Annotated in this window: 22 protein-coding genes and 1 tRNA gene; 7 read left to right on the top strand and 16 right to left on the bottom strand. The window is 69.8% G+C overall.

Annotation, left to right across the window (positions count from 1 at the left end):
* Positions 1-46: 46 nt before the first annotated feature.
* Positions 47-1,267, top strand: coding sequence for an acetyl-CoA C-acetyltransferase (locus ACWD3H_RS08945; protein WP_355559986.1), 1,221 nt, complete (start codon positions 47-49; stop codon positions 1,265-1,267).
* A gap of 33 nt (positions 1,268-1,300) precedes the next feature.
* On the opposite strand, the gene ACWD3H_RS08940 is transcribed toward ACWD3H_RS08945, so the two are convergent.
* The 15 genes from ACWD3H_RS08940 to mfd form a co-directional block, all read right to left on the bottom strand.
* Positions 1,301-1,711 carry a PPOX class F420-dependent oxidoreductase gene (locus ACWD3H_RS08940; protein ID WP_350926764.1) on the bottom strand — a complete coding sequence of 137 codons (411 nt, stop codon included), beginning with the start codon at positions 1,709-1,711 and terminating at the stop codon, positions 1,301-1,303.
* A 70-nt stretch (positions 1,712-1,781) separates the two neighbouring features.
* Complete coding sequence (locus tag ACWD3H_RS08935; RefSeq protein WP_350926868.1) at positions 1,782-2,009, bottom strand: DUF4287 domain-containing protein; 228 nt, start codon at positions 2,007-2,009, stop codon at positions 1,782-1,784.
* Between the two features lie 185 nt (positions 2,010-2,194).
* Entirely contained in the window at positions 2,195-2,980 is a 786-nt protein-coding gene (locus ACWD3H_RS08930) for a Bax inhibitor-1/YccA family protein (protein WP_355559990.1), read from the bottom strand.
* Between the two features lie 147 nt (positions 2,981-3,127).
* On the bottom strand, positions 3,128-3,511 hold the full coding sequence (locus ACWD3H_RS08925) for a winged helix-turn-helix transcriptional regulator (protein ID WP_350926768.1): 384 nt from the start codon (positions 3,509-3,511) through the stop codon (positions 3,128-3,130).
* A gap of 107 nt (positions 3,512-3,618) precedes the next feature.
* Positions 3,619-3,691 (bottom strand) — tRNA-Leu (locus tag ACWD3H_RS08920).
* A gap of 173 nt (positions 3,692-3,864) precedes the next feature.
* Positions 3,865-5,181 carry an NAD(P)/FAD-dependent oxidoreductase gene (locus ACWD3H_RS08915; RefSeq protein ID WP_350926770.1) on the bottom strand — a complete coding sequence of 439 codons (1,317 nt, stop codon included), beginning with the start codon at positions 5,179-5,181 and terminating at the stop codon, positions 3,865-3,867.
* A 171-nt stretch (positions 5,182-5,352) separates the two neighbouring features.
* A complete protein-coding gene (locus ACWD3H_RS08910) occupies positions 5,353-6,153 on the bottom strand; it encodes a uracil-DNA glycosylase (protein ID WP_451954565.1) in 801 nt (266 codons plus the stop codon).
* A gap of 193 nt (positions 6,154-6,346) precedes the next feature.
* Positions 6,347-7,417, bottom strand: a complete 1,071-nt coding sequence (locus ACWD3H_RS08905) for a hypothetical protein (RefSeq protein WP_451954564.1) — start codon at positions 7,415-7,417, stop codon at positions 6,347-6,349.
* A gap of 232 nt (positions 7,418-7,649) precedes the next feature.
* Positions 7,650-8,609, bottom strand: a complete 960-nt coding sequence (locus tag ACWD3H_RS08900) for a Ppx/GppA phosphatase family protein (protein WP_451954563.1) — start codon at positions 8,607-8,609, stop codon at positions 7,650-7,652.
* Positions 8,606-9,124, bottom strand: coding sequence for a DUF501 domain-containing protein (locus tag ACWD3H_RS08895; protein WP_451954562.1), 519 nt, complete (start codon positions 9,122-9,124; stop codon positions 8,606-8,608). The genes ACWD3H_RS08900 and ACWD3H_RS08895 overlap by 4 nt, the downstream gene beginning before the upstream one ends.
* A 40-nt stretch (positions 9,125-9,164) precedes the next feature.
* Positions 9,165-9,575 (bottom strand): FtsB family cell division protein, encoded by a 411-nt coding sequence (locus ACWD3H_RS08890; protein WP_350926780.1) that lies wholly within the window; start codon positions 9,573-9,575, stop codon positions 9,165-9,167.
* A gap of 179 nt (positions 9,576-9,754) precedes the next feature.
* Entirely contained in the window at positions 9,755-11,032 is a 1,278-nt protein-coding gene (gene eno / locus ACWD3H_RS08885) for a phosphopyruvate hydratase (RefSeq protein ID WP_350960656.1), read from the bottom strand.
* A 319-nt stretch (positions 11,033-11,351) separates the two neighbouring features.
* Complete coding sequence (locus tag ACWD3H_RS08880) at positions 11,352-12,311, bottom strand: MazG family protein (RefSeq protein ID WP_451954561.1); 960 nt, start codon at positions 12,309-12,311, stop codon at positions 11,352-11,354.
* 9 nt (positions 12,312-12,320) lie between these two features.
* Complete coding sequence (locus tag ACWD3H_RS08875; protein ID WP_451954560.1) at positions 12,321-12,968, bottom strand: SurA N-terminal domain-containing protein; 648 nt, start codon at positions 12,966-12,968, stop codon at positions 12,321-12,323.
* 26 nt (positions 12,969-12,994) lie between these two features.
* Positions 12,995-16,552 carry a transcription-repair coupling factor gene (gene mfd / locus ACWD3H_RS08870; protein WP_451954559.1) on the bottom strand — a complete coding sequence of 1,186 codons (3,558 nt, stop codon included), beginning with the start codon at positions 16,550-16,552 and terminating at the stop codon, positions 12,995-12,997.
* Positions 16,553-17,090: 538 nt separating this feature from the next.
* Here mfd and ACWD3H_RS08865 point away from each other — a divergent pair.
* Both ACWD3H_RS08865 and cysC read left to right on the top strand, forming a co-directional pair.
* Positions 17,091-17,819 (top strand): class I SAM-dependent methyltransferase, encoded by a 729-nt coding sequence (locus ACWD3H_RS08865; RefSeq protein ID WP_355565912.1) that lies wholly within the window; start codon positions 17,091-17,093, stop codon positions 17,817-17,819.
* Positions 17,820-17,919: 100 nt separating this feature from the next.
* The gene (cysC, locus tag ACWD3H_RS08860; RefSeq protein WP_350926795.1) at positions 17,920-19,149 is read left to right on the top strand and encodes an adenylyl-sulfate kinase; all 1,230 of its coding nucleotides are present in this window, start codon (positions 17,920-17,922) and stop codon (positions 19,147-19,149) included.
* 36 nt (positions 19,150-19,185) lie between these two features.
* Here the strand turns inward: cysC and ACWD3H_RS08855 are convergent, their stop codons facing one another.
* Positions 19,186-20,358, bottom strand: coding sequence for a glycoside hydrolase family 26 protein (locus tag ACWD3H_RS08855; protein WP_355565915.1), 1,173 nt, complete (start codon positions 20,356-20,358; stop codon positions 19,186-19,188).
* 311 nt (positions 20,359-20,669) lie between these two features.
* On the opposite strand from ACWD3H_RS08855, the gene ACWD3H_RS08850 reads away from it, so the two are divergent.
* From ACWD3H_RS08850 to iscB, 4 genes are all read left to right on the top strand, one after another.
* On the top strand, positions 20,670-21,890 hold the full coding sequence (locus ACWD3H_RS08850) for a YveK family protein (protein ID WP_451954558.1): 1,221 nt from the start codon (positions 20,670-20,672) through the stop codon (positions 21,888-21,890).
* Complete coding sequence (locus tag ACWD3H_RS08845) at positions 21,887-23,179, top strand: hypothetical protein (RefSeq protein ID WP_451954557.1); 1,293 nt, start codon at positions 21,887-21,889, stop codon at positions 23,177-23,179. Before ACWD3H_RS08850 ends, ACWD3H_RS08845 begins: the two co-directional genes overlap by 4 nt.
* A complete protein-coding gene (locus tag ACWD3H_RS08840; protein ID WP_451954556.1) occupies positions 23,176-24,189 on the top strand; it encodes a hypothetical protein in 1,014 nt (337 codons plus the stop codon). The genes ACWD3H_RS08845 and ACWD3H_RS08840 overlap by 4 nt, the downstream gene beginning before the upstream one ends.
* Positions 24,190-24,616: 427 nt before the next feature.
* Positions 24,617-25,924 (top strand): RNA-guided endonuclease IscB, encoded by a 1,308-nt coding sequence (gene iscB, locus ACWD3H_RS08835; RefSeq protein WP_451954555.1) that lies wholly within the window; start codon positions 24,617-24,619, stop codon positions 25,922-25,924.
* Positions 25,925-25,959: the final 35 nt, after the last annotated feature.

Genomic DNA, 25,959 nt, shown 5'->3' with positions numbered 1-25,959 from the left:
ACGGTACGCTCCGCTGGAGGAGCAGATACGAACCCAGGAGAGCCACATGCCCGAGGCAGTCATCGTCGCGACCGCGCGCTCGCCCATCGGACGCGCCTTCAAGGGGTCCCTCAAGGAGATCCGCCCCGATGACCTGACAGCACAGATCATCCAGGCCGCGCTCGCCAAGGTCCCCCAACTCGACCCGACCACGATCGACGACCTCATGCTGGGCTGCGGCCTGCCGGGCGGCGAGCAGGGCTTCAACATCGGCCGCGTGGTCGCCACCCTGCTCGGCCTGGACAGCGTGCCCGGCACCACCGTGACCCGCTACTGCTCGTCCTCCCTGCAGACCACCCGGATGGCGCTGCACGCGATCAAGGCGGGCGAGGGCGACGTGTTCGTCTCGGCGGGCGTGGAGTGCGTCTCCCGCTTCGCCAAGGGCAACTCGGACTCGCTGCCCGACACGCAGAACGCGCTGTTCGACGACGCCCGCGCCCGTTCGGCCAGGGCCGCCGAGGGCGGCGGCGAGGTCTGGCACGACCCGCGCGAGGACGGCCTACTGCCCGACATCTACGTGGCGATGGGCCAGACCGCGGAGAACCTGGCCGGGCTGAAGGGCGTCTCCCGGCAGGAGCAGGACGAGTTCGGCGTCCGGTCCCAGAACCTGGCGGAGAAGGCCATCGCCAACGGCTTCTGGGAGAAGGACATCACCCCGGTGACCCTGCCCGACGGAACCGTGGTGAGCAAGGACGACGGCCCCCGCGCCGGCACCACCTACGAGGCCGTCTCGACCCTCAAACCGGTCTTCCGGCCCGACGGCACGGTCACCGCGGGCAACTGCTGCGCGCTGAACGACGGCGCCGCCGCGGTGATCGTGATGAGCGACACCAGGGCGGCCGAGCTCGGCATCACCCCGCTCGCCCGGATCGTCTCCACCGGCGTGACCGGCCTGTCCCCCGAGATCATGGGCCTGGGCCCTGTCGAGGCCTCGAAGCAGGCCCTGGCCAGGGCGGGCATGTCCATCGGCGACGTGGACCTCGTCGAGATCAACGAGGCGTTCGCCGCCCAGGTCATCCCGTCCTACCAGGATCTCGGCATCGACATCGACAGGCTCAACGTCAACGGCGGCGCCATCGCGGTGGGCCATCCCTTCGGGATGACCGGGGCCCGCATCACCTCCACCCTGATCAACAGCCTCGCCTTCCACGACAGGTCGATCGGGCTGGAGACCATGTGCGTCGGCGGCGGTCAGGGCATGGCCATGGTCCTGGAACGCCTCAGCTGAGGCCGGGGCCGGGGCCGATCCCCGAGGCCCCGGTCAGCCGTGGACGTCGGGGCCGGCACGGGTGATCGTGATCTTCACGATCACCCGCCGGTCCCGCTCCATGGCGGCCCGGTAGTCGTCCCAGTCGGGGTGCTCACCGGAGATGTCGCGGTAGTAGGAGACCAGGGTCTCCATCGCCTCGGGCAGCGAGATGATCTCCGCGGTGCCGTCGATCTGGATCCATTCGCCGAAGAAGGCGTCGGTGGTCACGCAGAGCGAGAGTCGCGGGTCCCTACGCAGGTTGCGGACCTTGGCCGCGGTCTCCCGGGTGCTGACGATCGGGTTCCCCTCCGCGTCGAGCCCCACGGTGACCGGGGAGAGTTGCGGGCGTCCGTCCGCGTGCGAGGTCAGCATGACCGCGCGATGGTTGGCGCGGATGAATCCGCGCGCCTTTTCATGATCCATGAGCTCATCATGGCGCACATGACAGAGCCCGCACCACCAAGGTGGCGCGGGCTTGGCGAAGATAGTCGACTTACAGGTGGCGGGTACGGCGGTGCCGCTCGTGCTCGTGCACTATGGCGGCGGCATAGCCGTGGGACAGCCCGTGCTCGTCCGCGAGCCAGGTGGCGCGCTCATCACAGCGAAGGAACGACGGACCGTTGTCGATTGCTCGGAACCACTCGGGGAGTGCACGTCCCGTGATATCCGGGACCCTTGCGATCAGCTTGCTCTGCGTCTCCATTGAGTGGTTCAACGACATGGGCACCTCCACGGATAGGCTCCTTTGCTCGACAGTGCATCACGAAAGCGCAGATGGCAAGCCCCGAGATGCTCTCTCTCGTCGCGGTTCGTCTATCCCCCGTTGCCTTCCGTTCACTCACACATCCGCTCAGAAAAAAGGAGGCCCCGCCGGATCGAATCCGGCGGGGCCTCCTGGCGTCACGGTCAGTCGCTACTCGAGAAGTAGCTCAGCAGGCGCAGGATCTCCAGGTAGATCCAGACCAGGGTGACGGTCAGGCCGAAGGCCATCAGCCACGAGTACTTCTCCGGGGCACCGGCCCGCACCCCGCGCTCGACCTCGTCGAAGTCCAGCAGCAGGAAGAAGCAGCCGATGAGGATCGCGGCGATGCTGAACACGTAGGCCAGCGGACCACCGGAGCGGATGCCGATGCCGTCCTCGATGAAGAAGCCGGCGAGCAGGTTGACGAGCATGAGACCCATCAGGCCCAGACCCGCGGCCACCACGAACTTGGTGAACTTCGGCGTCACCCGGATGATGCGCAACGCGTAGACCGTCAGCATGGCACCGAACGCCAGGGCCGTGCCGAGCACCGCCTGGAAGACGATGCCGCTGTACAGGTTGTTGTAAACGTGGCTGATCACGCCGATGGCGACGCCGTACGCCACCGAGTAGCCGAGGATCAGCGCGGGGTTGGTGCTCTGCTTGAACGAGATGATCAGGGCCAGCACCAGGCCGACGATGACGCCGACGATCGCCGCGACCATACCGAGGTTGAGCGCCCAGGCGACCGCCGCCGAGACAACGAGCGTGCCGAGCGTGATGAAGCCACGCACGACCACGTCGTCGATCGTCATCGTCCGCTGTGCGGGCGGCGCGTACGACGGCGTGTTGTACATTCCCTGAAGCTGGTCAGGGGTGGGGGTCGGCATGCCCCATCCCTGCTGATTCCCCTTGGCCTGCCGACTGAATACGGGGTTCTTGCTCTCCATCGCTGCCTCCACGCTGCGACCTACGCGATCAGCGTATTAGATCGGTTGTCACACGGCCGTATCGTGCTGATATCCATGTTGTTCAAGTGACCGTACGGCTACCGCCGATGTTGCCAACGAACGGTCGGCGCGTCTGGTTCCCGGACCTCACATCTCCTTCGCCGATCTCTCGTCGAAAAGGCGCTGCGACGCCTCGACCTCGTCGAGGTTGCGGCGCGCCCACTCGCAGAGACCGGTCACGGTGACCGAGAGGTCGCGGCCGATCCGGGTGAGCACGTATTCCACCTTGGGCGGCGAGGTCGGATAGACGTTGCGCTCGACGATGCCGTCGCGCTCCAGTGCCCGCAACGTCCGGGTCAGCATGCGCTGATTGATCCCCTCGATCCGCGCCTTGAGCCGGGAGAACCGCTGGGCCTCGTGCCCCAGGGCCGCGATCACCAGCAGGGACCACTTGTCCCCGATGTGATCGATCACTTGCCGGGCGATCCCATTGGCCCGAAGCATCGGCTCCAGGTTCGCCTCGTTTCCCATGGTTACTATTTTATACCAAGGTCCCATCGAATCCCAAGCAGTAAGAAAAATCGGCCCGTGACCACATTTGCACTGGTCACGGGCCGATTGTCGAATGGGCAATGCGGTACCCCCGGAGGGACTCGAACCCTCACTCGAACCCTTTTAAGGGGTTTGCCTCTGCCATTGGGCTACGGGGGCGCCTAATCATACGTAACGGACCACTCATGCGTAACTGCTCAAGCCAACCGTCGCATGACTCACTGCTCCAAATCTACGGACCCGCCCTGGATTCGGGAACCCGGTCAAGGAATAGCACACCGTCGGCAACGACGAATCCGGGGGTGGACGCGAGTGTCCACCCCCGGAGAGGCTCAGGTCGTCGCCGCGGCGCGGAACTCCGTACGTGGCTCCTCGATCTCTCCGAGAGAGACGGTCTCGCGCTTGAAGAAGAGCGCCAGGGTCCAGTCGGCCGTCACCCGGACCTTGCGGTTGATCGTGGGCACCCGCGACAGATGGTAGGTGCGGTGCATGAACCACGCGGCAAGCCCGCGGAGCTTGATCCCGTAGACGTTGGCGACCCCCTTGTGCAGGCCCAGCCCCGCGACGGAGCCGACATACCTGTGCCGGTAGTCGATCTGCTCCTTCCCGTGGAGCCTGCGGGTGATGTTGTCGGCGAGGACCTTGGCCTGCCGTACGGCGTGCTGGGCGTTGGGCGCGCAGTACTGGCCCGGGTTGGTCACGTCGGGCACGCCCGCCACGTCTCCGGCCGCGTAGGCGTCCTCGACGCCGACCACGGTCAGCCGGGTGCTCGTCTTGATCCGGCCACGCTCGTCGAGGGGCAGGTCTCCGGCGTTGACGACCGGGCTGGGCTTCACCCCGGCGGTCCACACGATGGTGGCGGACTCGAACTCGTCGCCGTCGGAGAGCTTGACCAGGCCGCCCTCGCAGGAGTCGAGGCGGGTGTTCATCTTGACCTCGATGCCGCGCTCGCGCAGCTGCTCGGCGGTCCACTTGCCCATCTCGGGGCCGACCTCGGGCAGGATGCGGTCGGTGGCCTCCACGAGGACCCAGCGCATGTCCTCTCGGGAGATGTTGCGGTAGTAGCGGGTGGCGTCGACCGCCATGTCCTCCAGCTCCGCGAGCGCCTCGACACCCGCGAAGCCGCCGCCGACCACGACGAACGTCAGCGCCCGCTTGCGCAGGGCCTCGTCGCCGTCGCTCTCGGCCCGGTCGAGGAGCTCAAGCACCCGGTTGCGCAGCGCGATCGCCTCGCCGACGGTCTTGAAACCGATCGCGGCGTCGGCCAGGCCCGGAATGGGGAGCGTACGGGAGATCGAGCCCGCGGCCATGACCACGATGTCGTAGTCGATCTCGTGCGCCGTGCCGACGTTGGGCGCGAAGGTGAGGCTCTTGGCGGCGTGGTTGACCTTGGTCACCTTGCCGTTGAGGATCGTCGCCTTCGAGAGCACGCGCCTGAGCGGGACGACCACGTGCCGGGGCGAGAGGTTTCCGGCGGCCGCCTCGGGCAGGAAGGGCTGGTAGGTCATGTGGGACTCGGGGGTGAGGACAGTGATTCGCACGCTTCCTTCGCGCAGTTCCTTGCGGAGCGTGTGCTGCAGGCGCAGCACGGTGTAAAGGCCGACATAGCCTCCACCGACCACCACGATGTGCTTGGAGTTGCGGTCCACTTCGACGCCTTCCTTAAGTCTCGAGGCTTGTGAAACCTTTCACAAGCATACGTGCGTGACCCCGGTCGCGCCAGCCGCAAGCCCGGCAACTTATCCGAAATTTCCGCCGACGGTTAGAAACATCCTCTCTTCTTGCGAAAATTCCTGTCGATCTTCTGATTGTGATTGAGTTCACAAGTTGCGGAGCGCGTTCGCCCTGGTGAAGAGCTCGTCGAGCATCGGCGCGGTCACCCGGCCGGTGAAGGTGTTCTGCTGGCTGGGGTGATAGCAGCCGAGAAGGTACGCGGGACCTCCCCCGGGGGAGGTGATCTCCACTTCGGCGCCGTGCCCGAAGGGCGGCCTCGGCCGGGGCAGGGCGTATCCGGCGTCCTTCAGCGCGGGCCAGATCGCCTGCCAGGCGAAGCCTCCCAGCGCGACGACCACCCGTACCTCCGCCGAGACCAGGGCGACCTCACGGGCCAGCCAGGGGAAGCAGGTGGCCCGCTCGGCCGGCTCGGGCCTGTTCGCGGGCGGAGCACACCGGACCGCCGCCACCATCCGCGCGCCGACGAGCCGCTGCCCGTCGCCCGCGTGCAGGCTGGTCTCCTGTACGGCCAGCCCCGTCCGGTACAGCGAGGCGAACAGCCAGTCACCACTGCGGTCGCCGGTGAAGATCCTCCCGGTCCTGTTGCCGCCGTGCGCCGCCGGAGCCAGTCCGACGATCAGGATCTCGGGCCGCTCCGCGCCCCATCCGGCGATGGGCCGGCCCCAGTAGGTCTCCTCGGCGAACGCCCGCCTCTTGACCGTCGCCACCTCCTCGCGCCACTCCACCAGGCGCGGACAGGCCCTGCAGACCGACTGCGCGGCCGTGAGCTCAGCGAGGCTGCCGCTCTTCTCCGCGAGCTCGCGCACCTCGGCGGGGTCGTGGGCGACGGGGGTGTCGGGCTGGGCGGGATCGCCGGGCCAGCCGGATCCGGGAGGAACACAGGTCATGAATCCGATGGTGCCCGATGCGGGAGACCGCGGAGCCCGCCGGGCCCCTCGCCTCCCGCAGGCCCGCCGGGGAGGCGAGGCGATCGGAGTGGAAAGGCGACAGGCGGCGCCCGCTGGGTGCGGACGCCGCCTGTTTCACTCCGGACACGTCCCGGCGTCAGCCGCCGGGCGCGCTGTCGCGACTGTCAGGCCATCAGGCGGGAAGAGTCGCGGTGGGGGTCGGAGTGGGGGTCGGGGTCGGAGTGGGAGTGGAGGTGGGCTTGCAGAAGACCTTGCCCACCGCGGTGCCACTGGTCGGGCCACCGTAGATCTCGATCGCACGCTTGGCGTGACCGGACGCCGAAGCGGTCCAGGTGTCGGTCACACTCTGGCTCTGCGCGCCGTGACCGCTGAAGTAGACGCTCTGCCAGTCGCCCGCGACACCGTCGCGGATCCAGCGGTACTTCACGGCGCCACGGACGTGCGAGACGCTGATCGTGCCGGTGAACGTGCGAGCCACCGGGCAGGTGCCGGCGTAGTCGGTCGGGGCGCTGACGTAGGTGGAGACCTGCGGCGACGTGTCCTTGCACCAGATCTTGAAGTAGGCGCGGTTGGACGAGGTCTCGACCGGGTCGATGATCTCCAGCGCGGCCCAGCCCCTGAAGTCGTCACGGGGCTTGATCACGTGGAAGACCTTGCTCGAACCGTTGACGCGAACGGCGTCACGGTCGACGACGCGGCCGTTGACGACCCACTGGTAACGCACCCAGCGGGAGCCGGAGGTGTTGATCCGGCCGATCAGGGTAGCCTCGCAGTTACCCTCGTCGACCCACACCTGCGCACCGACACCGGGCCTGACGACCTCGTGGTCGTCCTCACCGGCGCCACAGGAGACCGAGAAACGGCCCTTCGCGGAGGTGGCGGCACGCGGAGCCAGGAGCTGGATGGCCTGCCAGCCCTTGACGTCGCCCTTGAAGGTCGCCTTCTCCTTGACGGTGAAGCTCTTGACGCCCTTGCCGCGGAAGGTGAAGGTCTGGACCTTGCCCTTGGACCCGTCTCCGCGCAACCACCGGTAGGCGACGGTGGTCTTGGCCTTGACGGCCTTCACCTTGATCTTCGAGGAGAAGGTCACCTTGACCGGGCACTCACCCTCGTACTTCGAGGGAGACGCCTTGGGAGTGCCCGCCCACACCGCGGGCTTCGGCTTCGGCTTGGCGACGGCCGCGACCGTCTGACCCGATCCACTGGCCGCCGCTGCGGGCGTGGCCAGCATGCCTACTGCCATGGTTGCCAGCATGGCCGCGCTGGCTCCTGCTGCGGCTAGCTTTCGTGCTAGTCCGGACTTCATGAGGGGATGCTCCGTTCGTTGGGAAGCAAGATTTGCCCTGGAGACGGTTGCCGCCCCGACAACAAGCTGTGCCGGGCCCACGGCAAAGTCCCACTAAAGCTTCTTTACCTAACCATAAACGGGAAGCTTTCCTCAATACTCCCTAAACGGGTGAATTGTCTAGGTCTTGTTATGAGGTGGCTACGGACCACGCGATGCCGTCGAGGATGTCGCGCTCGCTGGCGACCACATCGCCGAAACCGTAACGGGTCACTATCCGGTCGAGGATGAGCGCGCCCGCCCCGATCACGTCGACCCTGCCGGGGTGCATGACGGGAATCGTCGCCCGCTCCTCAACGGTCATTCCAAGCAATCTGCCGGCGATGTCATGCACCTGACCTGCGGTAATTCGCGAATGGTGAATTTTCTGCGAATCATATTCAGATAGCCCGAGCGCTATTCCGGCGACCGTGGTGACGGAACCGGCAAGCCCGACCAGCGTCAACGCCCGTTCCACCGGCACCTCGGCCGCGACCCGGTCGAGCGCCTCGTCGATGTCGGCGGTCACCGCCTCGACCGCCTTCGCCGACGGCGGGTCACCCGCGCCGCGCAGGTGGCGCTCGGTCAGCCGGACACACCCGATGTCGACGGAGAACGCGGCCTCCACATGCGTCGAGCCGAGCACGAACTCGGTCGAGCCGCCGCCGATGTCGACCACGAGGTACGGGGGGCGAGTGCCCTCGGGTGCGGGCAGTCCCGTCTCGGGCGAGAACCGCACCAGCTCGCGGGTGGCCCCGACGAACGACAGCTCCGCCTCCTCGACGCCCGTGATCACCTCGGGCTCGACGCCGAAGATCTCGCGTACGCCGTCCACGAAGTCCTGCCGGTTTGCGGCGTCCCTCGTCGCACTGGTGGCGACCACGCGGACCGAGGTGGCCGCGTGCCGGTCGATGAGCTCGGCATAGCCGCGCATGGCGGTGAACGTACGCTCCAGGGCGTCCGTCGCCAGCCTGCCGGTCTCGTCGACCCCCTGCCCCAGCCGGACGATCTCCATTCGGCGCTCGACGTCGATCAGCCTGTCCCTGCCGACCTCGGCGATGAGCAGGCGGACGGAGTTGGTACCGCAGTCGATCGCGGCGACGCGGATCACTTGCTCTCCTCTACGTCCTCGACGTCCACACACGGCCCGGCGGCCCACCACTCGCCGAGCGCGTCAAGGGCCTCACGGCCGAAGGGGTTGCTCCCCGGCACCGCGAGCTCGTGCCCGACCAGGGCGTGCAGGCATTTGACCCGGGTGGGCATGCCCCCGGTGCTCTGCATGTCGCGAGGCAGCGGCTCCAGGCCGTCCGCGGCGGCCGCCTTGTCACGGCGCGCCACGTAGTCCTCGTGGGCGGCCCGGTACGCCTTGGCCAGCTCCGCATCGTCGGCGAGCCTGGCCTGCATCTCCCGCATCATCCCCGAGGTCTCCAGCGTGCCGATGGCCGAGGCGGCCCTGGGGCACGTGAGGTAGAACAGGGTCGGGAAGGGCGATCCGTCGGGCAGTCTCGGTGCGGTCTCGACGACGTCGGGCAGCCCGCACGGGCAGCGGTGCGCCACCCCTCGCAGTCCTCGCGGCGCCCGGCCGAGCTGTCGCTCCACCGCCGCCACGTCGCGGTCATCAACCATTCGTGACACCCCCAAGAAGATGACAACCAGGGTATCGGCGTCACCCGGCGGCCCTGGCCGCCTTCTGCCCGGTGCCACTGTCGGCGGCCTTGACCGAGTCCCACAGCGTCTCGTACCACGGTGGTTTGGCGACCGCCCTCCGCTCACCGGCCGTGTTCCTGCCCGGCGCGGGCGACTCGCCCATGACGACGTAGCACTTCTGCCCGGGGTCGCAGTAGAAGAGCCGCTCCCTGCCCTGCCGCTTGATGAAACCGGGGTCCAGGAGCTGCTTGTGGCGGTCGTCCAGGGCTTTGATCGCGGCGATCTCCCTGGCCTTCTCCTGCTCCAGCTGGGCGATCTGGCGGCGCTGGGCGACGTACTCCCTGATGGGGTAGGCGAGGCTCATGGCGATCGCGCACACCACGATCGCGAGGACCGCGGCCCGTCCCGTCAACTGCGGCCGTGTCGCCATGCGCCCCTCCTCGTCCCCACGTTCTCGCGGCCTCGTCCACCGTTCCCCGCCCACCGTGCCCCGCACAGCGGCTCCGACACCGGCGGTCGCCGATCTCCGCACCTGGGGAACGCCGGACCGCGACCGGCGTTCCCCAGGTGCGGCCCGTGCTCGGAACGGGTGCGAGCCGCCAGAAGAAACTACCGCCGGAAACGCGGGAAGGCCGCCCGACCCGCGTAACGGGCCGCGTCGTCCAGAAGCTCCTCGATGCGGAGCAACTGGTTGTACTTGGCCACCCGGTCGGAGCGGGCCGGGGCGCCGGTCTTGATCTGGCCGCAGTTGGTGGCCACGGCGAGGTCGGCGATCGTGGTGTCCTCGGTCTCGCCGGAGCGGTGGCTCATCATGCAGCGGTAACCGCTGCGGTGGGCCAGGTCCACCGCGTCGAGGGTCTCGGTCAGGGTGCCGATCTGGTTGACCTTGACCAGCAGCGCGTTGGCGGTGCCCTCGGCGATGCCGCGGGCCAGGCGCTCGGGGTTGGTCACGAACAGGTCGTCGCCGACCAGCTGGACCTTGTCGCCGAGGGCGCGGGTGATGGCGTTCCAGCCCTCCCAGTCGCTCTCGTCCAGCGGGTCCTCGATGGAGACCAGCGGGTAGTTCGCGACCAGGTCCTCGTAGAAGGCGATCAGCTCGGTGGCGGACAGGCCCTTGCCGTCGATGGTGTAGACGCCGCCCGAGTGGAACTCGGAGGCGGCCACGTCGAGGGCCAGCGCGACGTCCTCGCCGGGCACGTACCCGGCCTTCTCGATGGCGACCAGGATCAGGTCGAGCGCGTCACGGTTGGAGGGCAGGTTCGGAGCGAAACCACCCTCGTCGCCGAGGCCGGTGGCGTAGCCCTTCTCCTTCAGCACCGCCTTGAGGGCGTGGTAGACCTCGGTGCCCATCCGCACGGCCTCACGGAACGTCTCCGCCCCGATCGGAGCGATCATGAATTCCTGGATGTCGACGTTGGTGTCGGCGTGCGCGCCGCCGTTCAGGATGTTCATCATCGGCACGGGCAGCAGGTGCGCGTTCGGCCCGCCCAGGTAGCGGAAGAGCGGCAGCTCGGCGCTGTCCGCGGCGGCCTTGGCCACAGCGAGCGAGACGCCCAGGATCGCGTTGGCGCCCAGACGCGCCTTGTTGGGCGTGGCGTCCAGGTCGATCATGATCTGGTCGACGCTGCGCTGCTCGGTGGCGTCGAACCCGAGGATCTCGTCGGCGATCTCGTCGGTCACGCCGAGAACCGCCTTCTCCACGCCCTTGCCGCCGTAGCGCTCGTCGCCGTCACGGAGCTCGACGGCCTCGAACTGGCCGGTGGACGCGCCGCTGGGAACCGCGGCGCGCCCCTGGCTGCCGTCGTCCAGGAGGATGTCGACCTCGACCGTCGGGTTACCCCGGGAGTCAAGGATCTCTCGGGCGGTAACGCCCTCGATGGAAGCCACGAAGCGCTCCTAAAGTCGCAGGACAGTTTGCCTCAGAAGCGTACCGAGATCTACTTGCCGATACGGCGGCCGGGACGCCTCCGAACAATGTTCGCGCAATTTCCGTATGAGGACCCGAAGGCGCTCCACCGCCGACGCCTCAGATCCCGCCGGTAACTGGACCGAGGAGACCATCCCAAGGAGCCCCTGAGGACGCGCCCCGCGCTTCTCCCTTAGGGGACTACCCGTGAGGCCGCGCCGGCGACTGGACTGAGGAGAGGGAGGTCGCGAGGAACGAGCGACCTCCCTCGACGAGGGAAGGAGCCGGATAAGAGCGGCCTCACCGCGACGCGTTAGCGTCGCCAACAGTACGCACCTGGTCGCGGTAGGCGCGGGCGACGGCGCGCAACTCGGCCTCGGGGTCGAGACCGGCCGCGTGCCCCTGCCGTACCAGCTCGAAGAGTTTCGCTCCCAGGCCGTCGGCGGGCACCCCCTCGGGGAGGTCCGCCGGGGCTCCGGCGCGCTCGGCGCGGCGCAGGAGCTGCGCGGCGAGGGAGAGCGCGGGCTGGCCCATCGGGACGCCGTCGACCGCCGAGCCCGGATCGCCACCGCTCTTGGCCGCGCGCTCGGCCGCCTTGATGGTCTCCCAGTTGGCACTGACCTCGCCCGCGCCCTCCACCCGGGTGTCGGCGAAGACGTGCGGGTGGCGGCGGACGAGCTTGGCGACGATCCCGTCGGCCACGTCGTCGACGTCGAACCCGTCCGGCCGCTCGCGGGCGACCCGCGCGTGAAAGGCCACCTGGAGGAGCAGGTCGCCCAGCTCCTCGCGCAGTGCCGCGTGGTCGCCCTCCTCGATGGTCTCCAGCACCTCGTAGGCCTCCTCGATGAGGTACGGGGCCAGGGACTCGTGGGTCTGCCGGGCGTCCCACGGGCATTCGACCCGCAGCCGGTCCATCACCGAGACCAGGTCGAGCAGCCGCGCGCCCGGCAGGTCGTACGAGCCAGGGACGACCTCGATCACCGGCGGGTCCTCAAGCGCCACGGCGGCGTGGCCGATGGAGCGCATCAGCGCCTCGTCGGCCTCCAGCCACACGACCGTCGCCGCCACCGCCTCGCGGACCAGCGCGGCGGGGTCGCAGGCGACCACCTCGACGTCGACCCCGGCCTCCGCCAGGTATGGCAGGTGCGGATGGTCCGCGGCCCCGGTGCGGACCGGGCCCTGTCCGAGAACCTGCCAGGCGCGATGGCTGAGCAGCCCCGGGGCGACCCGGGGCGAGGTGGTGACGATGATCAGCGACATGTCCGGAGGCTACTGCTGCGGGGCCTCGGGCTGCTCGGCGGCAGGGGCGGCGGGGCCCCCGGCGGCACCGAACCGGCCGGCGTCGACGAAGACACTCGGCTGCTCCTGGCTCCGCTGCTGGTTGAGCTGACCGTAGCGCGGGTTCCAGGTGATCGGCATGGCTCGCAGGTCCTTGATCGCCTGCTGCTCGCCGCGCTGGACGGCCGCCTCGTCGGTGCCGCCGCCGTACTTGGCGATGAGCTTGCTGATCAGCACCTGCGACCTCATGAACTCGCGTGCGTGCGAGGGGGCCACCGCCTGCTGGAGCATCTGCTGCTCGAACTTCTCCTGGCCGCCCTGGCCCGCGATCACCTGGTCGATCTCGCCGTCGGTGACCGTGATGCCCTTGCTCTCCGCGACCTTCGCGTACTGCTTGGCATTGGCCAGCTGGAAGAGCACGAGCTGCGGGACGCTGTCCTGGAACTGCAGTTGCGAGGCGGAGACGCCCGCCTTGGACAGCGCCTCCTCGTACTCGCGGACGTTCTTGTTCAGCTCGCTGGAGCTGATGCGCTCTCCACCCACGACGGCGGCGGCGCCGATCTGGTTCGGAGAGCAGGCGGTCAGCGCGACACCGGCGGCGGCGACCGCCAGGATGACGCGCACTCGGGTCGACTTCACATGCGTTCCCTTCACGACAAACGTGCTTACTCTACCCGCGCGGTTTCGAGGAACATCGCCTCGACGAGATCCCCGCACCACTTGAGCAGGTCCAGATCGCGCAGCGGCTGGCCCCCGAGGGGCCTGGTCTTGGGTACGGGCACCAGCAACGTACCGGCCGCCTGCTTCAGCAGTGCCTTCGGGTACAGCCTCTGGAGCCTGACCTGCTGGGAGTCCTTCAGCTCCACCGGCGCGAACTTGATGTTCTGGCCCTGCAGGGTGACATCGGTGAGCCCGGCACGGCGGGCGCGAATCCGGAAGCGGGCGACCTCGAGCAGGTTCTCCACCTGCTGGGGCGGCCGTCCGTACCGGTCGACGAGCTCGTCGCGCACCGCGCCGATGTCGGAGTCGGAACCGATCGCGGCGATCCGCTTGTACGCCTCCAGCCGCAGTCGCTCGGAGGTGACGTAGTCGTGCGGGATGTGGGCGTTGATCGGCAACTCGACCTTGACGTCGAGCCGCTCGTCCTCCTGGTAGGTGCCGGCCAGCTTGGCCTTCTGCTCCTGCACCGCCTCGGCCATCATCCGCACGTACAGGTCGAAGCCGACGCCCGCGATGAAACCCGACTGCTCGGCGCCCAGGATGTTGCCCGCGCCGCGGATCTCCAGGTCCTTCATCGCCACGTACATGCCCGCGCCCATCTCGGTGTGCTGGGAGATGGTGGCCAGGCGCTCGTGGGCGGTCTCGGTGAGCGGCTTCTCCGGCGGGTACAGGAAGTAGGCGTAGCCGCGCTCGCGGCCCCGGCCGACCCGGCCGCGCAGCTGGTGGAGCTGGGAGAGGCCGTAGTTGTCGGCCCGGTCGACGATCAGGGTGTTGGCGTTGGGCACGTCCAGGCCCGACTCGACGATCGTGGTGCAGACGAGCACGTCGAAGTCGCGCTCCCAGAAGCCAACCATGATCTTTTCCAGCTGGTGCTCCTGCATCTGGCCGTGCGCGACGGCGACCCTGGCCTCGGGCACGAGCTCGCGCAGCATGGCCGCGACCTTGTTGATGCTGGCCACCCGGTTGTGGACGAAGAAGACCTGGCCGTCGCGCATCAGCTCGCGCCGGACCGCGGCACCGATCTGCTTCTCGTCGTACGGGCCGACGAAGGTGAGGATCGGGTGCCGCTCCTCGGGCGGGGTGAGGATCGTGGACATCTCCCTGATGCCGGTGAGCCCCATCTCCAGCGTGCGGGGGATCGGGGTCGCGGACATGGCCAGCACGTCGACCTGGGTGCGCATGTGCTTCATGGCCTCCTTGTGCTCGACGCCGAACCGCTGCTCCTCGTCGATGATGATCAGGCCGAGCTGCTTGAACCTGACCTCGGACGAGAACAGCCGGTGCGTGCCGATCACCACGTCGACCGAGCCCTCGCGCAGACCCTCCAGGGTCGCGGAGACCTCACCGTCGCTCTGGAACCGCGACATCGGCCTGACGTTGAGCGGGAATCCGGAGAACCGCTCGGCGAAGGTCGACATGTGCTGCTGCACCAGCAGCGTGGTCGGCACCAGGACCGCCACCTGCTTGCCGTCCTGCACCGCCTTGAACGCCGCCCGCACCGCGATCTCGGTCTTGCCGTAGCCCACGTCGCCGCAGATCAGCCGGTCCATCGGGATCGGGCGCTCCATGTCGCGCTTGACCTCGTCGATGGCCTCAAGCTGGTCACCGGTCTCGGCGTAGGGGAAGGCGTCCTCCATCTCGCGCTGCCACGGGCTGTCGGGCGCGAAGGCGTGTCCCGGCGAGGCCATCCGGGCGGAGTACAGGCGGATCAGCTCTCCGGCGATCTCCTTGACCGCCTTCTTGGCCTTGGTCTTGGCCTTGGCCCAGTCGGCGCCGCCCATCCGGTTGAGCGTGGGCGACTCGCCGCCGACGTAGCGGGTGACCTCGTCGAGCTGGTCGGTCGGCACGTAGAGCCGGTCGCCCTTGGCGTACTCGATCACCAGGTACTCACGGGTGGCGCCCTGTACGGTGCGCTGCACCATCTCGACGTAGCGGCCCACGCCGTGCTGCTCGTGCACGACGTTGTCGCCGACCTTGAGCTGGAGCGGATCGACCATGTTGCGGCGCCGGGACGGCAACCGCCGCATGTCCTTGGTCGACGCCTTCTGGCCGACCAGGTCGAGGTGGGTCAGCACGGCCAGTGACGGGGTGACGAACCCGTGCTCGATCAGGCCGGTGGTGACGTGGACGACCTTGGAGTCGGGGATCCGCTCAAGGCCCGGCTCCAGGCGCGCGGGCAGGTCGACACCCTTGAGCAGCTCGACCATGCGCTCGGCGGGGCCGTGGCCCTCGCTCAGCAGGACGACCACCCGCTCGGAGTCGAGCCAGCCCTTGATGTCCGACAGCGCCCGCTGGGTGTCGCCCCGGTAGGCCTCCGCCTCGCGCGCCCTCAGCACCAGCCCGCCGTCCGGCCCACCGCCCTGAGCACCGTCACTCTCGCCTTCGACACCGAACGGCGCGAGCGACCACCAGGGCTGGCCGAGCCGCCGCGCGTGGTCGCGGATCTCCTCCAGGGTGCGGAACGCCGCCCCGCCCAGGTCGATCGGCGCCTCGCCGCCGGACGCCGCGTTGATCCAGGACGCCTCCAGGAACTCCTGACTGGTCCGCACCAGCTCGTCCGCGCGCCCGCGAATGCGCTCCGGGTCGCACACGAAGATCGCCGCTCGTTCCCCCAGGTGGTCGACGAGCAGGTCCATCTCCCCGGCGAGCACCGGCGCGAACGCCTCCATGCCCTCCATCGGCACGCCCTCGGCCAGCTGCTCCAGGATCTCGGCCAGCGAGGGGTGCGTCTCGGCGAGTTCCCTCGCCCTCTCCCTGACCTCGGCGGTCAGCAGCAACTCCCGGCAGGGGGCGGCGAACAGCCCGTCCTCGGCCACCTCCAGCGAGCGCTGGTCGGCGACCTTGAACCAGCGGATCTCCTCGACGGTGTCGCCCCAGAACTCCAGTCGGAGCGGGTGCTCCTGGGTCGGCGGGAAGACGTCGAGCAGCCCGCCCCTGACGGCGACCTCCCCGCGCTTCTCCACCATGTCGACCCGGTGATAGCCGTTCTCCACCAGGCTGTGGACGACGCTGTCGAGGTCGGCGTCGTCCCCGGCGCGCAGCCGCACCGGTCGCAGGTCGCCCAGACCGCGCACGATCGGCTGGAGCAGCGCCCTGATCGGCGCGACCACCACGTGCAGCGGGCCGGCCGAGAGGTCGCCCTCGACCGGGTGGGCCAGCCTGCGCAGCACCGCCAGACGCTGGCCCACGGTGTCGCTGCGCGGCGACAGGCGCTCGTGCGGGAGCGTCTCCCAGGCGGGGAAGACCGCGACGGTGCTCTCGTCCAGGAGGCTGGTGAGGGCCGAGGCGAGATCCTCGGCCTCGCGGCCGGTCGCGGTCACCGCGAGGACGGTCCTGGCCGCCTTCTCCGCGCCCTCCCTGGCCAGCGCGGCCACCGCGAAGGGACGGAGCGCAGGCGGCGCGACCAGCGACACGTCGGACGAGTCGCCCCCGCGCACATCCCGAAGAAGGGAAGCCAGCTCAGGCTCCCCGGCGACAAGGTCCAGAAGTCCGGAAAGACTCATCAGATTCGCCCACAGCCCCACGACGGCAACACGACAGCCCCGAGCCGTACGGACACGGGGGGTACCTGGTCAAGGCTACCGAATTGCGGGCCGGTGCTCCGGCCTTCGGGCACGCGGTACCGCCCACAGCCCGTGAGGCCGCGCCGGGGACTGGACTGAGGAGAGCGAGGCCGTGAGGAACGAGCGACCTGCCTCGACGAGGGAAGGAGCCGGACAAGAGCGGCCTCACCGCGACGCGTCAGCGTCGCAAATGACCCGTGAGGCCGCGCCGGCGACTGGACTGAGGAGAGCGGGGCCGTGAGGCCGCTCACCTACGGGCCTCGTGAGGTCGTTTACCTACGGGCTCCCGTGAGGCCGCGCCGGCGACTGGACTGAGGAGAGCGGGGTCGTGAGGAACGAGCGGCCCCGGTCGACGAGGGAAGGAGCCGGACAAGAGCGGCCGAACCGCGACGCGCAGCGTCGCCATGTAACAGCGCACGACCTCGCAAGGAGCGGTAAATGCGCGATGAATCGTGCTGGGTTGACTACTCTCGGTTATATGTCAGAGGTGAGGTCGGTCGTCGATCGAGACGACCTGTTGAGTCAGCGGGTCAGGGAGCAGTGGACCAGCCAGCTCGGTCGGCGTCTCGACGTCTTGATCGCCGGGTGCGGATGGCCGGAACCGCTCGATCTGGGGCAGGCGGAGGCCAGGGTCATCGGGATCGACGAGGACCTGCCCGCGTTGCGTACGAGCACGTCCGCCCGCAAGGACCTGGACTCGTGGGCGCTGGGCGACCTGCGCTCCGTGCCGGTGCCGCCGCGGGCGTTCGACGTCGTCTACGTGCCGTTCCTGCTTGAGCGGATCGAACACGCCGAGCTGGTGCTCGACCGGTTGCTCACCGGTCTGCGCCCCGGCGGGCTGCTGCTGGTCAGAATGCGCGACCGGGCCTCGGCGTACGGGGCCTGCGACCGGCTGGCGCCGTCGAGACTGCGGCGGATGCTGTGGCGCAGGTTCGTCCCCTCGGGAACGGTGGGCCCGCTGCCCGCCGTCTACGAGCAGATCGCCTCGCGCGAGGGGATGCACTCCTTCTGCCTGGTGCGCGGGCTGATGGTGACCGAGGACATCTCCGCCGGCAGCGGGCCCGCGCTCAACGGACCTCTCGGTAAGCTTGCCCGCGCCGCCTGCTCGGTGGTGGAGGTCCTCTCCAGGGGACGCCGGCCCGCGTCTCACGACGAGATAACCATGGTGATCCGCAAGCCCCAGAGCCATTTCGCCCGGCTGATCTGAGATCCGCCGGAGCGGTGGAGCCGGGGTCGCCGGACGGGGCGCCCATCCTGAGCAGGCGGGACCGGAAAGTCCGACGATCGGGATTGTGGAGCGGGAGCAGATGACGGCGCCTTTCGAGTGGACCCCCGACGCCCGCGAGCTGGCCGACCTCGAACTGCTGCTCTCCGGCGCCCTCAGCCCGCTGACGGGCTTTCTGAGCTCGGCCGACGCGCACTCCGTGGACGAGCACGGCACGCTCACCGACGGCACCCCGTGGCCCGCGCCGGTCACCCTCACGCTGCCCGACGACCACCCCGCCGCCCCCGGCGACCGGATCACCCTGCGCGACCCCGAGGGCGCGGCACTGGCCGTGCTGACCGTCACCGGGCGCGAGGACGGCTTCGTCGCCGGCCCCGTGGCGGCCCTGGACGCCCCCGAGCACGGGCCGTTCGCCCGGCTCCGCCACACCCCGGCGCGGGTCCGCGAGGAGGTGGGCGAGCAGGAGGCGGTCCTGGCCGTCACCATGCGCGGGCCGCTGGGCGACCTCGACGAGATCGTGGCGACCGCGCAGGAGCTGAAGGCGTCGATCCTGCTTCTCCCGCTGGCGTACGGCGAGGGTGGGCCCGCAGTGGTCCGTGCCGCGCTCAAGGCCCGCGACAGGCTGCCGGAGGGCACGCTCGTGGCGGTGGTGCCGCTGGCGCCCAGGGAGCCCGCCATCGATCTGGAACTGCGCGAGCGCGTGGCCGAGGCCTACGGCGCGACCGAGCACCTGGCGGGTCCGGACCCCGTGACGATCCCCGGGCCCCCGCATCGGCGGGGGCTGGTGATCTTCTTCACCGGCCTGTCGGGCTCCGGCAAGTCGACCGTCGCCCGGGGGCTGCGCGACGCGCTGCTTGAGCGTGGCAGCCGCACGGTGACCTACCTCGACGGCGACGTGGTGCGCCACCTGCTGTCGGCGGGGCTGACCTTCTCCAAGGAGGACCGCGACCTCAACATCCGCCGCATCGGCTTCGTCGCCGCCGAGGTCGCCAGGCACGGCGGCCTGGCGATCTGCGCGCCCATAGCGCCCTACGCCGCCACCCGCGAGGAGGTGCGCGCGATGGTCGAGGCCGTCGGCGCCGACTTCCTGCTGGTCCACGTCTCCACCCCGCTGGCGGAGTGCGAACGCCGCGACCGCAAGGGGCTCTACGCCAAGGCCCGCGCGGGGCTCATTCCCGAGTTCACCGGCATCTCCGATCCGTACGAGGAGCCGGACGACGCCGATCTGGAGATCGACACCACGGGCATCAGCGTGGACCGGGCCGTGCACCAGGTGCTCGACCCGCTGATCCAGGGCGGCTGGATCCGCTGACGGATCCCGGCCCCGTGGCCCGCGCCGACGTCGGGATCAGTCCGCGGGGACGGCGGCGTCGAGGTGCGGGTCGCGGGCGAGTTCGGCGAAGCTCCGCCGGCCGCCGGGGGTGGTGTCGAAGCGGGTGTCGCCCCGGGGGGCGCGCGGCGAGTCGAAGTAGACCAGGGCTTTGATCCGCGGGTAGTCGCGGATCTCCTCGCGTACCGAGGCGAAGAACCACTCCTTGAACCCGGGCCGGTCGTGGCGCTCGAAGACGCCCCACTCGGCGAGCATGATGGGCTTTCCCGGGAAGCGCTCACTCATCCAGCGGTAGAACCCCGGCCACCGGGGGAAGTCGGGCCGGGTCTTGTTGACCAGCCCGTCGAAGCTGTGGACCCGGTGGTCGACGTAGGGGTCCATCCCCACCCAGTCGACCACGTCGTCACCGGGGTAGAGCCTCTCGAACCAGGGCTCCGACGCCCAGTTGGGCGCCCCCATGTAGGTCATCACGGTGACGGCGTTGGTCACGCCCCCGTGCCGCAGGCGCCGCACCACGTGCCGGAACATCGCCGCGTAGTCGGCCGCGGACATTCCCGCGCCGCGGGCCTCCCGGACGTCGTTCTCCGGCTCGTGGTGGACCGTGAGGAAGAACTTCTCCGGGAAGGTCCTCACGATGTGGGCGGCCAGCCGGTCGATCCGCTCGTCCAGCGCCCCGTGCGCGATCTGCTCCCAGGTGTGGTCCAGGGAGGGCTTCCAGTTGATCAGCAGGAGCCTGCGGCCGTCGGGATCGCGGGCGATGGCGCGCTCCGCGGGGGTCGGGAAGAGCTCGTCCCCCCGGTGGTAGACGTGCATGATGTCGGCCGGGCGGCCCATCCGCCGCTCGGCTCCGGCCAGCGCCCGCTCGGGACGCCTCCCGGTGAAGATCTCCGGCGCGACGCCCCACCAGGCGCCGCAGGAGGGGACGAGCCTTCCGGTGACCTCGCAGGCGGCCCGTGGACGCTCGCCCGTCGGGCCCGGTACCCGCGCGGGCGTCCGAGGCTCCCGGGACGCACCGGGACTCTCCGCTCCCGGCGAGGTGCCCGGCGTGTCCGGCGCCTGCCGGGCACCGGCGGCATCGGAGGTCTTCGAGGCGCTGGAGGTCTGGCCGCGCCCGCTCAGCCCCGCTATGCCCAGTCCGAGAGTGCCCAGTCCCAGTGCCAGGACGACAACCGAACCGGCAATTCTTACCATACGCGGAATTATGTCCATAGTGGCATTTGTCCGATGCACCGGTTCCTCACAGCCGTCGCGCGCACGCATTCTTCGACCATCACCGGGAAACACCTTCCCACCGCCTGGACGTGCCTCGTCCCCGACTTTACCGGCCCATGCCGGAGCCTCGGAGCGACCGGCGGGAAATGTCGGATAAATAGCCGTTATCTCACCGTGATTAGCAGGATCGACGCGAAGAAAATCTTGTGTATTGGTTCGGGGGAATGGGCGGCCGACCTATAGTTCCTAGGGTTCCCAGCGTCTGTTCGCCGGAGAGGCACCCGCGAAACATGAGCCCGTCACCGGACGCCCCCGGCCGCCGCGCAGGCGGAGACCTGGCGGACTACGCGTCGCTCCTCCGCCGCCGATGGCTGATCATCTGTTCCCTGCTCCTCACCGGAGCCGGTGGCGGCGCCGCCCTGCTACGGCTCACCCCGCCCTCCTACACCGCCTCCGCTCAGGTCCTGGTGACCGCCACCGGTTCGCCGGAACAGACCAACCAGGTCACCAACCGCCAACGCGAACCGCTCAACCTCGACACCGAGGCCCAGGTCGCCCGGTCCGCGGTGGTCGCGGCGAAGGCCCGCGAGCTGTCCGGCGCTCCCGGCTGTCCCGCCGTGGTCTCCGTGCCGCCCAACACCTCGGTCCTGGAGATCTCCTGCACCGCCGCCGACCCGAAGGCGGCCGCCTCGGGCGCGAGCGCCTACGCCCTCGCCTACCTGGCCCAGCGCCGGGAGTCGTCCACCCAGATGCTCACGGCCCAGCTCAAGGCCGTGCTGGTCAAGCTGAGGCAGGTCAACGCGGGCCTCGCCAAGGTCGCCACCACGCTTCCCCTGCTGAGCAGGGGCACCACGGAGCGAGCCCTCGCCCTCCGGCGGCAGGACATCCTCGGCCGCCAGGCCCAAACCCTCACCGCCAGGTACGACGCCCTCAAGACCATCGCCGTCACTCCCGGATCGGTGATCAGCAAGGCGGTGGCACCCACCGCCCCCAGTGCTCCCCGCCCGCCCCTCTACCTGGGCAGCGGCCTCATGGCGGGACTGCTCTGCGGGGTCGGGGTCGCCTGGCTCCGTGACCGCCTCGACACCGCCCTGCGGACCACCGCCGACGTCAGGCGCCTGACCGGTCTGGACGCCCTCGGCGGCGAGGAGATCCGCGGCCTGGCGGGCGCGGTGCTCGTGGTCGCCGTGCCGGGCACCTCCTCGCGCGAGGTGCGGGATGCCGTACGGACCCTGAACGACCGCGGAGTCCGCGTGATCGGCGCCTTCGTCGGCGGCGGTGACGCCGCCCCACCCGATCTCCCGTCCGGCCCCGCGCGGATCCCGCACATCTCGTCCGCGGCACAGCCCGGCGCGGCGCGCCCCAGGAGAGCCGAACGGCCCCTCGCGGGCCTGGCGGGCGGTGACCGGGCCGCACCGGACTCCCCGGACGCCGGGGTCGTGCCCGGGACGTACGGGAACGTTCCATCCGGACGACAGGCCACGGCCGGGCGGAGGGGACATCGGCTGTGAGGAGGCTGCGTCCGGCCGCCTGGCCGATCGCCGCGCTCCTGGTGGGATATCCACTCTGGTGGGCGCTCGGTTTCGGCGGCCTGTCGGTGATCGTGGTGGCCCCGGCGATGGCCCTGATCCTGCTGCGGAGGCGGCCGATCAGGGCGCCGCGCGGGTTCGGGCTCTGGCTGCTGCTCCTGGCGGGCTACCTGATCAGCGCGCTGATGCTCGGCGAGATGCCACCGGGCACCTACGGCGAGTTCGGCGCCGGGCGGCTCGTCGGCTACCTGATGCGCCTCTGCCTCTACCTGTCGCTGACGATCATGGTGCTCTACCTCGGCAACCTGACGGAGGAGGAACTGCCCCAGCTCACCCTGGTGCGCATGCTCGGCGCGCTGTTCGTCACGACCGTGGCGGGCGGCCTGCTGGGCGTGTTCGCCCCGCGCGCCGAGTTCACCTCACCGGTCGAGCTGATCCTCCCCGGCTGGATCAGCGGCAACCCCTTCGTCCACAACCTGATCCATCCCACCGCCGCCCAAGTGCAGAAGGTCCTCGGCCACGCCTCCCCCCGCCCGGAGGCGCCTTTCGAGTGGGCCAACGCCTGGGGCGGCAACATCTCGGTGCTGCTCGTCTGGTTCGTGATCGGCTGGTGGGTGTACGGCGGCCCGCGCAGGCGCCTGGCCATGATTCCGCTGACCGCGCTGGCCGCGATCCCCGTCGTCTACTCGCTCAACCGCGGCCTGTGGATCGGGCTCGGCGTCGCCGCCGCGTACGTCCTGGTGCGCCTGGGCACGCGGGCTCGCATCGCGGCCTGCTCGGCTCTGGCCGCGGGGGCGCTGGTGTTCGCCCTCAGCCCGCTACAGGCGATGGTGGCCCAGCGGCTGGACAGCCCGCACAGCAACGACATCCGCGCCTTCACCGTGTCGGCGACCGTCGCCGCCGCGGGCACCTCACCACTCATCGGCTACGGCAACACCAGAAACGCCATGGGCAACCACCGGACGATCACCACCGGCAGGAGCGGCTGGTGTCCCACCTGCGGCCACCCGCCGCTGGGGAGCGACGGCCAGCTCTGGTACCTGATGATCACGCAGGGCTTCACCGGGGCCGTGCTCTACGTGGCGTTCTTCGCCGGGGCCGTCCGCCGCCACTGGCGCGACCGGAGCCCGATCGGCATGGCGGGGGTTCTCGTGATGATCCTCACCCTGCTCTACATGTTCGTCTACGACGGGCTGTTCACACCGCTCAGCCTGTATCTGATCTCCTTCGCGCTGCTCTGGAGGAACTCGATGGAGAGCACCGCCGCATGAACGACGCGCGCGCCCGTCTGCGCTACCTCGACGAGACCATCGACCTGCTGTTCCCCGGTCCCGGCGCCCCGAGACCCTACAGCCTGCTCCCCCACCGGCTGCTCCCCCGCAGGCTGGTCCCCCGCGCCTGGTGGCACCCCGGCGGAAAGCTCATCGTGCCGTCTGGGCAGGACGGCATCGAGAACCACCTGAGCGAGGTGTTCGACGCCCCCGTCCGCGTCACGCTGCGCGTGCGCCCCGCCCTGCGCGCCAACCGCAAGCCGATCCTGGAGGCACGCGGCCCCGACGGGCCGATCGCCTTCGTGAAGGTCGGCGACACCGACCTGACCAGGGAGCTCGTCGCACACGAGGCGCGGACGCTCGACCTGCTGGCCGGCGTGCCGCTGAAGACGGTCGTCCCGCCCGCCGTGCTGCACCACGGATCCTGGCGCGGCCTGTCCGTGCTGGCGCTGACCCCGCTCCCGGTACGGCGGGGACGGATCCCCCGCGGCGTCCTCACCGACGCGATCGCCGAGATCGCCCGCATCCCCGCGGAACCGGTCTCGGACCGCGTGCCCCCCGGAAACCTCCCGGACCCGGCAGATCGTGCCTTCGGAGTCTCCACGCAGGCTGCCGGGACAGGGCCGATCTCCGGGCCGATCTCCGGGCGGGGGTTCGCCTGGCACGGTGACCTGACGCCCTGGAACATCTCGCGGGGCCCCGACGGGCGGCTGCTGGTCTGGGACTGGGAGCGGTTCGGCACCGGAGTACCGCTTGGCTTCGACGCCGTCCACCACTTCTTCCAGCGGGCCCTGCGCCGCGACGATCCGGCCACCGCCGCCAGAGCCTGTGTGGCGCGGGCCCTGCGGGTCCTGGCCCCGTTCGGGCTGTCGGCTTCCGAATCCCGGCTGACCGCCATCCGCTACCTGATCGCGCTCGCCGACCGGCACACGGCCGACGGCCACGCGCCCCTCGGACCACCGGAACTCTGGCTCAACCCCGTCGTCGACTCCCAGGAGACCCTGCTGTAAAACCCGCGCTGGGCCGTTCGCTCCATATGGCCACGGGGTGCGCCCGGATCGCCCCCGCCAGCCCCCAGGGGACCCTCCCGTCAACGACCCCCTCCTGAAGGAGGGGGCTTGAGGCGCAGTGATGCGTTTTGAAGCCCCGCGTTGACCAGCCCTGGCCGTCAGCTCAAGGAGGTGCGTTTTGATGGCTACGTTGAACATAAGATCGCAGACCCACCGGCGGGTGCTTCCTCAGCCCGCCGCTCTGGAATCCGTGGGAGCAGACACGCCCGAGGGTGGGCACGAAACGGCTCACGGACACCGCCGCCAGGCGGTACCTGGCGTTCGACCTGGGCGAGGGGAGATCGAGCAGACCGGCACCCGATCTGCTCGGCGTCACCCCGAGGACGCTTCGGCGTCCGAGGGAGCCAACCGTGAGGTTCACCCCGTCGTGTTCGTCCTGGACGCCCACGGCCACCCGCTCGACCCCTGCCACCCTGCCCGTGCCCGCCGCCTGCTGGCAGCCGGGCGGGCGGTGGTTCACCGTCACACACCGTTCGTCATCCGTCTCAAGGACCGCGACGCGGCGACCTCGACCGTCGAAGGCGTGCACGTGGGCATCGACCCCGGCAGCAAGCACACCGGCCTGGCCGTGTTCACCGGCCATGAGGGGAGCCGGGCCGGACGGTATGCGATCCGGCTCGACCACCGAGGCGCGGCGATCCGCGACAAGCTCACCGCCCGCTCGCGCTATCGACGGCGACGCCGTAGCGCGAACCTGCGCTACCGCGCGCCCCGGTTCCTCAACCGCACCAAGCCGAAAGGGTGGCTCGCGCCGTCGCTGCGACACCGCGTCGACACCACCCTGTCGTGGTTGGCGCGGCTGACCCGGTGGGCGCCCGTCACCGCCGTCCACGTGGAGAAGGTCTCCTTCGACACCCACGCCCTGTCGGCCGGGCGACCGCTCGAAGGAACGGAGTACCAGCAGGGCACCCTCGCCGGGTACGAGGCCCGCGAATACCTGCTGGCCAAGTGGGGGCGCACCTGCGCCTACTGCGACGCGAGCGGCGTACCACTCAACCTCGACCACATCCACCCGCGTTCCCGGGGCGGCTCGGACCGGATCAGCAACCTCACCCTGGCCTGCATCGGCTGCAACCAGGCGAAGAACGCCACCCCGATCGAGGAATTCCTCAAAGGCAGGCCCGCCCTCCTGGCGAAGATCCTCCGGCAGGCGAAGGCTCCACTGCGGGACGCCGCCGCCGTCAACGCCACCCGGTGGGCGCTGTGGCGGGCCCTGGAATCGACCGGCCTGCCCGTTCACACCGCCTCCGGCGGGCGCACCAAATGGAACCGCTCCCGTACCGGCGCCGCCAAATCGCACACGTTGGACGCGTTGCACGTCGGCCACCTCGGCACCGTGACCGCCTGGCCGTCCACGGTCCTGGTGGTCACGGCGACCGGGCGCGGCACCTATGCCCGCACCATTCCTGACCGGTACGGGTTCCCTCGCCTTGTCCGGCCACGGAGCAAACTGCACCACGGCTTCCAAACCGGCGACCTGGTCCGCGCGAACGTCCCGGCAGGCAAAAAAGCCGGGATTCACGCCGGGCGAGTCCTGGTCCGCTCCTCCGGCTCGTTCGACATCACCACCCGGCACGGCCGCGTCACCGGGATCAACCACCGGCACGTCCGCCATCTTCAACGCGCGGACGGCTACGGCTACACGACCCAGAAAGAAGCCGATCGACATGACTGACCGATCAGGGCACGCCCGGGCCTTGGCGGCCATCC

The sequence above is a fragment of the Streptosporangium sp. NPDC002607 genome, assembly GCF_053592655.1.
This window is presented reverse-complemented; position numbering and strand designations above follow the sequence as displayed.

Bases quoted from the DNA above. Each gene is read 5' to 3' on its own strand.
- ACWD3H_RS08905 (WP_451954564.1), bottom strand. From the start codon at position 7,417: ATGGCAGTAGGCATGCTGGCCACGCCCGCAGCGGCGGCCAGTGGATCG.
- ACWD3H_RS08895 (WP_451954562.1), bottom strand. From the start codon at position 9,124: ATGGTTGATGACCGCGACGTGGCGGCGGTGGAGCGACAGCTCGGCCGG.
- ACWD3H_RS08890 (WP_350926780.1), bottom strand. From the start codon at position 9,575: ATGGCGACACGGCCGCAGTTGACGGGACGGGCCGCGGTCCTCGCGATC.
- ACWD3H_RS08865 (WP_355565912.1), top strand. From the start codon at position 17,091: ATGTCAGAGGTGAGGTCGGTCGTCGATCGAGACGACCTGTTGAGTCAG.
- ACWD3H_RS08850 (WP_451954558.1), top strand. From the start codon at position 20,670: ATGAGCCCGTCACCGGACGCCCCCGGCCGCCGCGCAGGCGGAGACCTG.
- ACWD3H_RS08940 (WP_350926764.1), bottom strand. From the start codon at position 1,711: ATGGATCATGAAAAGGCGCGCGGATTCATCCGCGCCAACCATCGCGCG.
- ACWD3H_RS08855 (WP_355565915.1), bottom strand. From the start codon at position 20,358: ATGGTAAGAATTGCCGGTTCGGTTGTCGTCCTGGCACTGGGACTGGGC.
- ACWD3H_RS08945 (WP_355559986.1), top strand. From the start codon at position 47: ATGCCCGAGGCAGTCATCGTCGCGACCGCGCGCTCGCCCATCGGACGC.
- ACWD3H_RS08880 (WP_451954561.1), bottom strand. From the start codon at position 12,311: ATGTCGCTGATCATCGTCACCACCTCGCCCCGGGTCGCCCCGGGGCTG.
- ACWD3H_RS08935 (WP_350926868.1), bottom strand. From the start codon at position 2,009: ATGTCGTTGAACCACTCAATGGAGACGCAGAGCAAGCTGATCGCAAGG.
- ACWD3H_RS08840 (WP_451954556.1), top strand. From the start codon at position 23,176: ATGAACGACGCGCGCGCCCGTCTGCGCTACCTCGACGAGACCATCGAC.
- cysC (WP_350926795.1), top strand. From the start codon at position 17,920: ATGACGGCGCCTTTCGAGTGGACCCCCGACGCCCGCGAGCTGGCCGAC.
- ACWD3H_RS08910 (WP_451954565.1), bottom strand. From the start codon at position 6,153: ATGACCTGTGTTCCTCCCGGATCCGGCTGGCCCGGCGATCCCGCCCAG.
- ACWD3H_RS08925 (WP_350926768.1), bottom strand. From the start codon at position 3,511: ATGGGAAACGAGGCGAACCTGGAGCCGATGCTTCGGGCCAATGGGATC.
- mfd (WP_451954559.1), bottom strand. From the start codon at position 16,552: ATGAGTCTTTCCGGACTTCTGGACCTTGTCGCCGGGGAGCCTGAGCTG.
- ACWD3H_RS08930 (WP_355559990.1), bottom strand. From the start codon at position 2,980: ATGGAGAGCAAGAACCCCGTATTCAGTCGGCAGGCCAAGGGGAATCAG.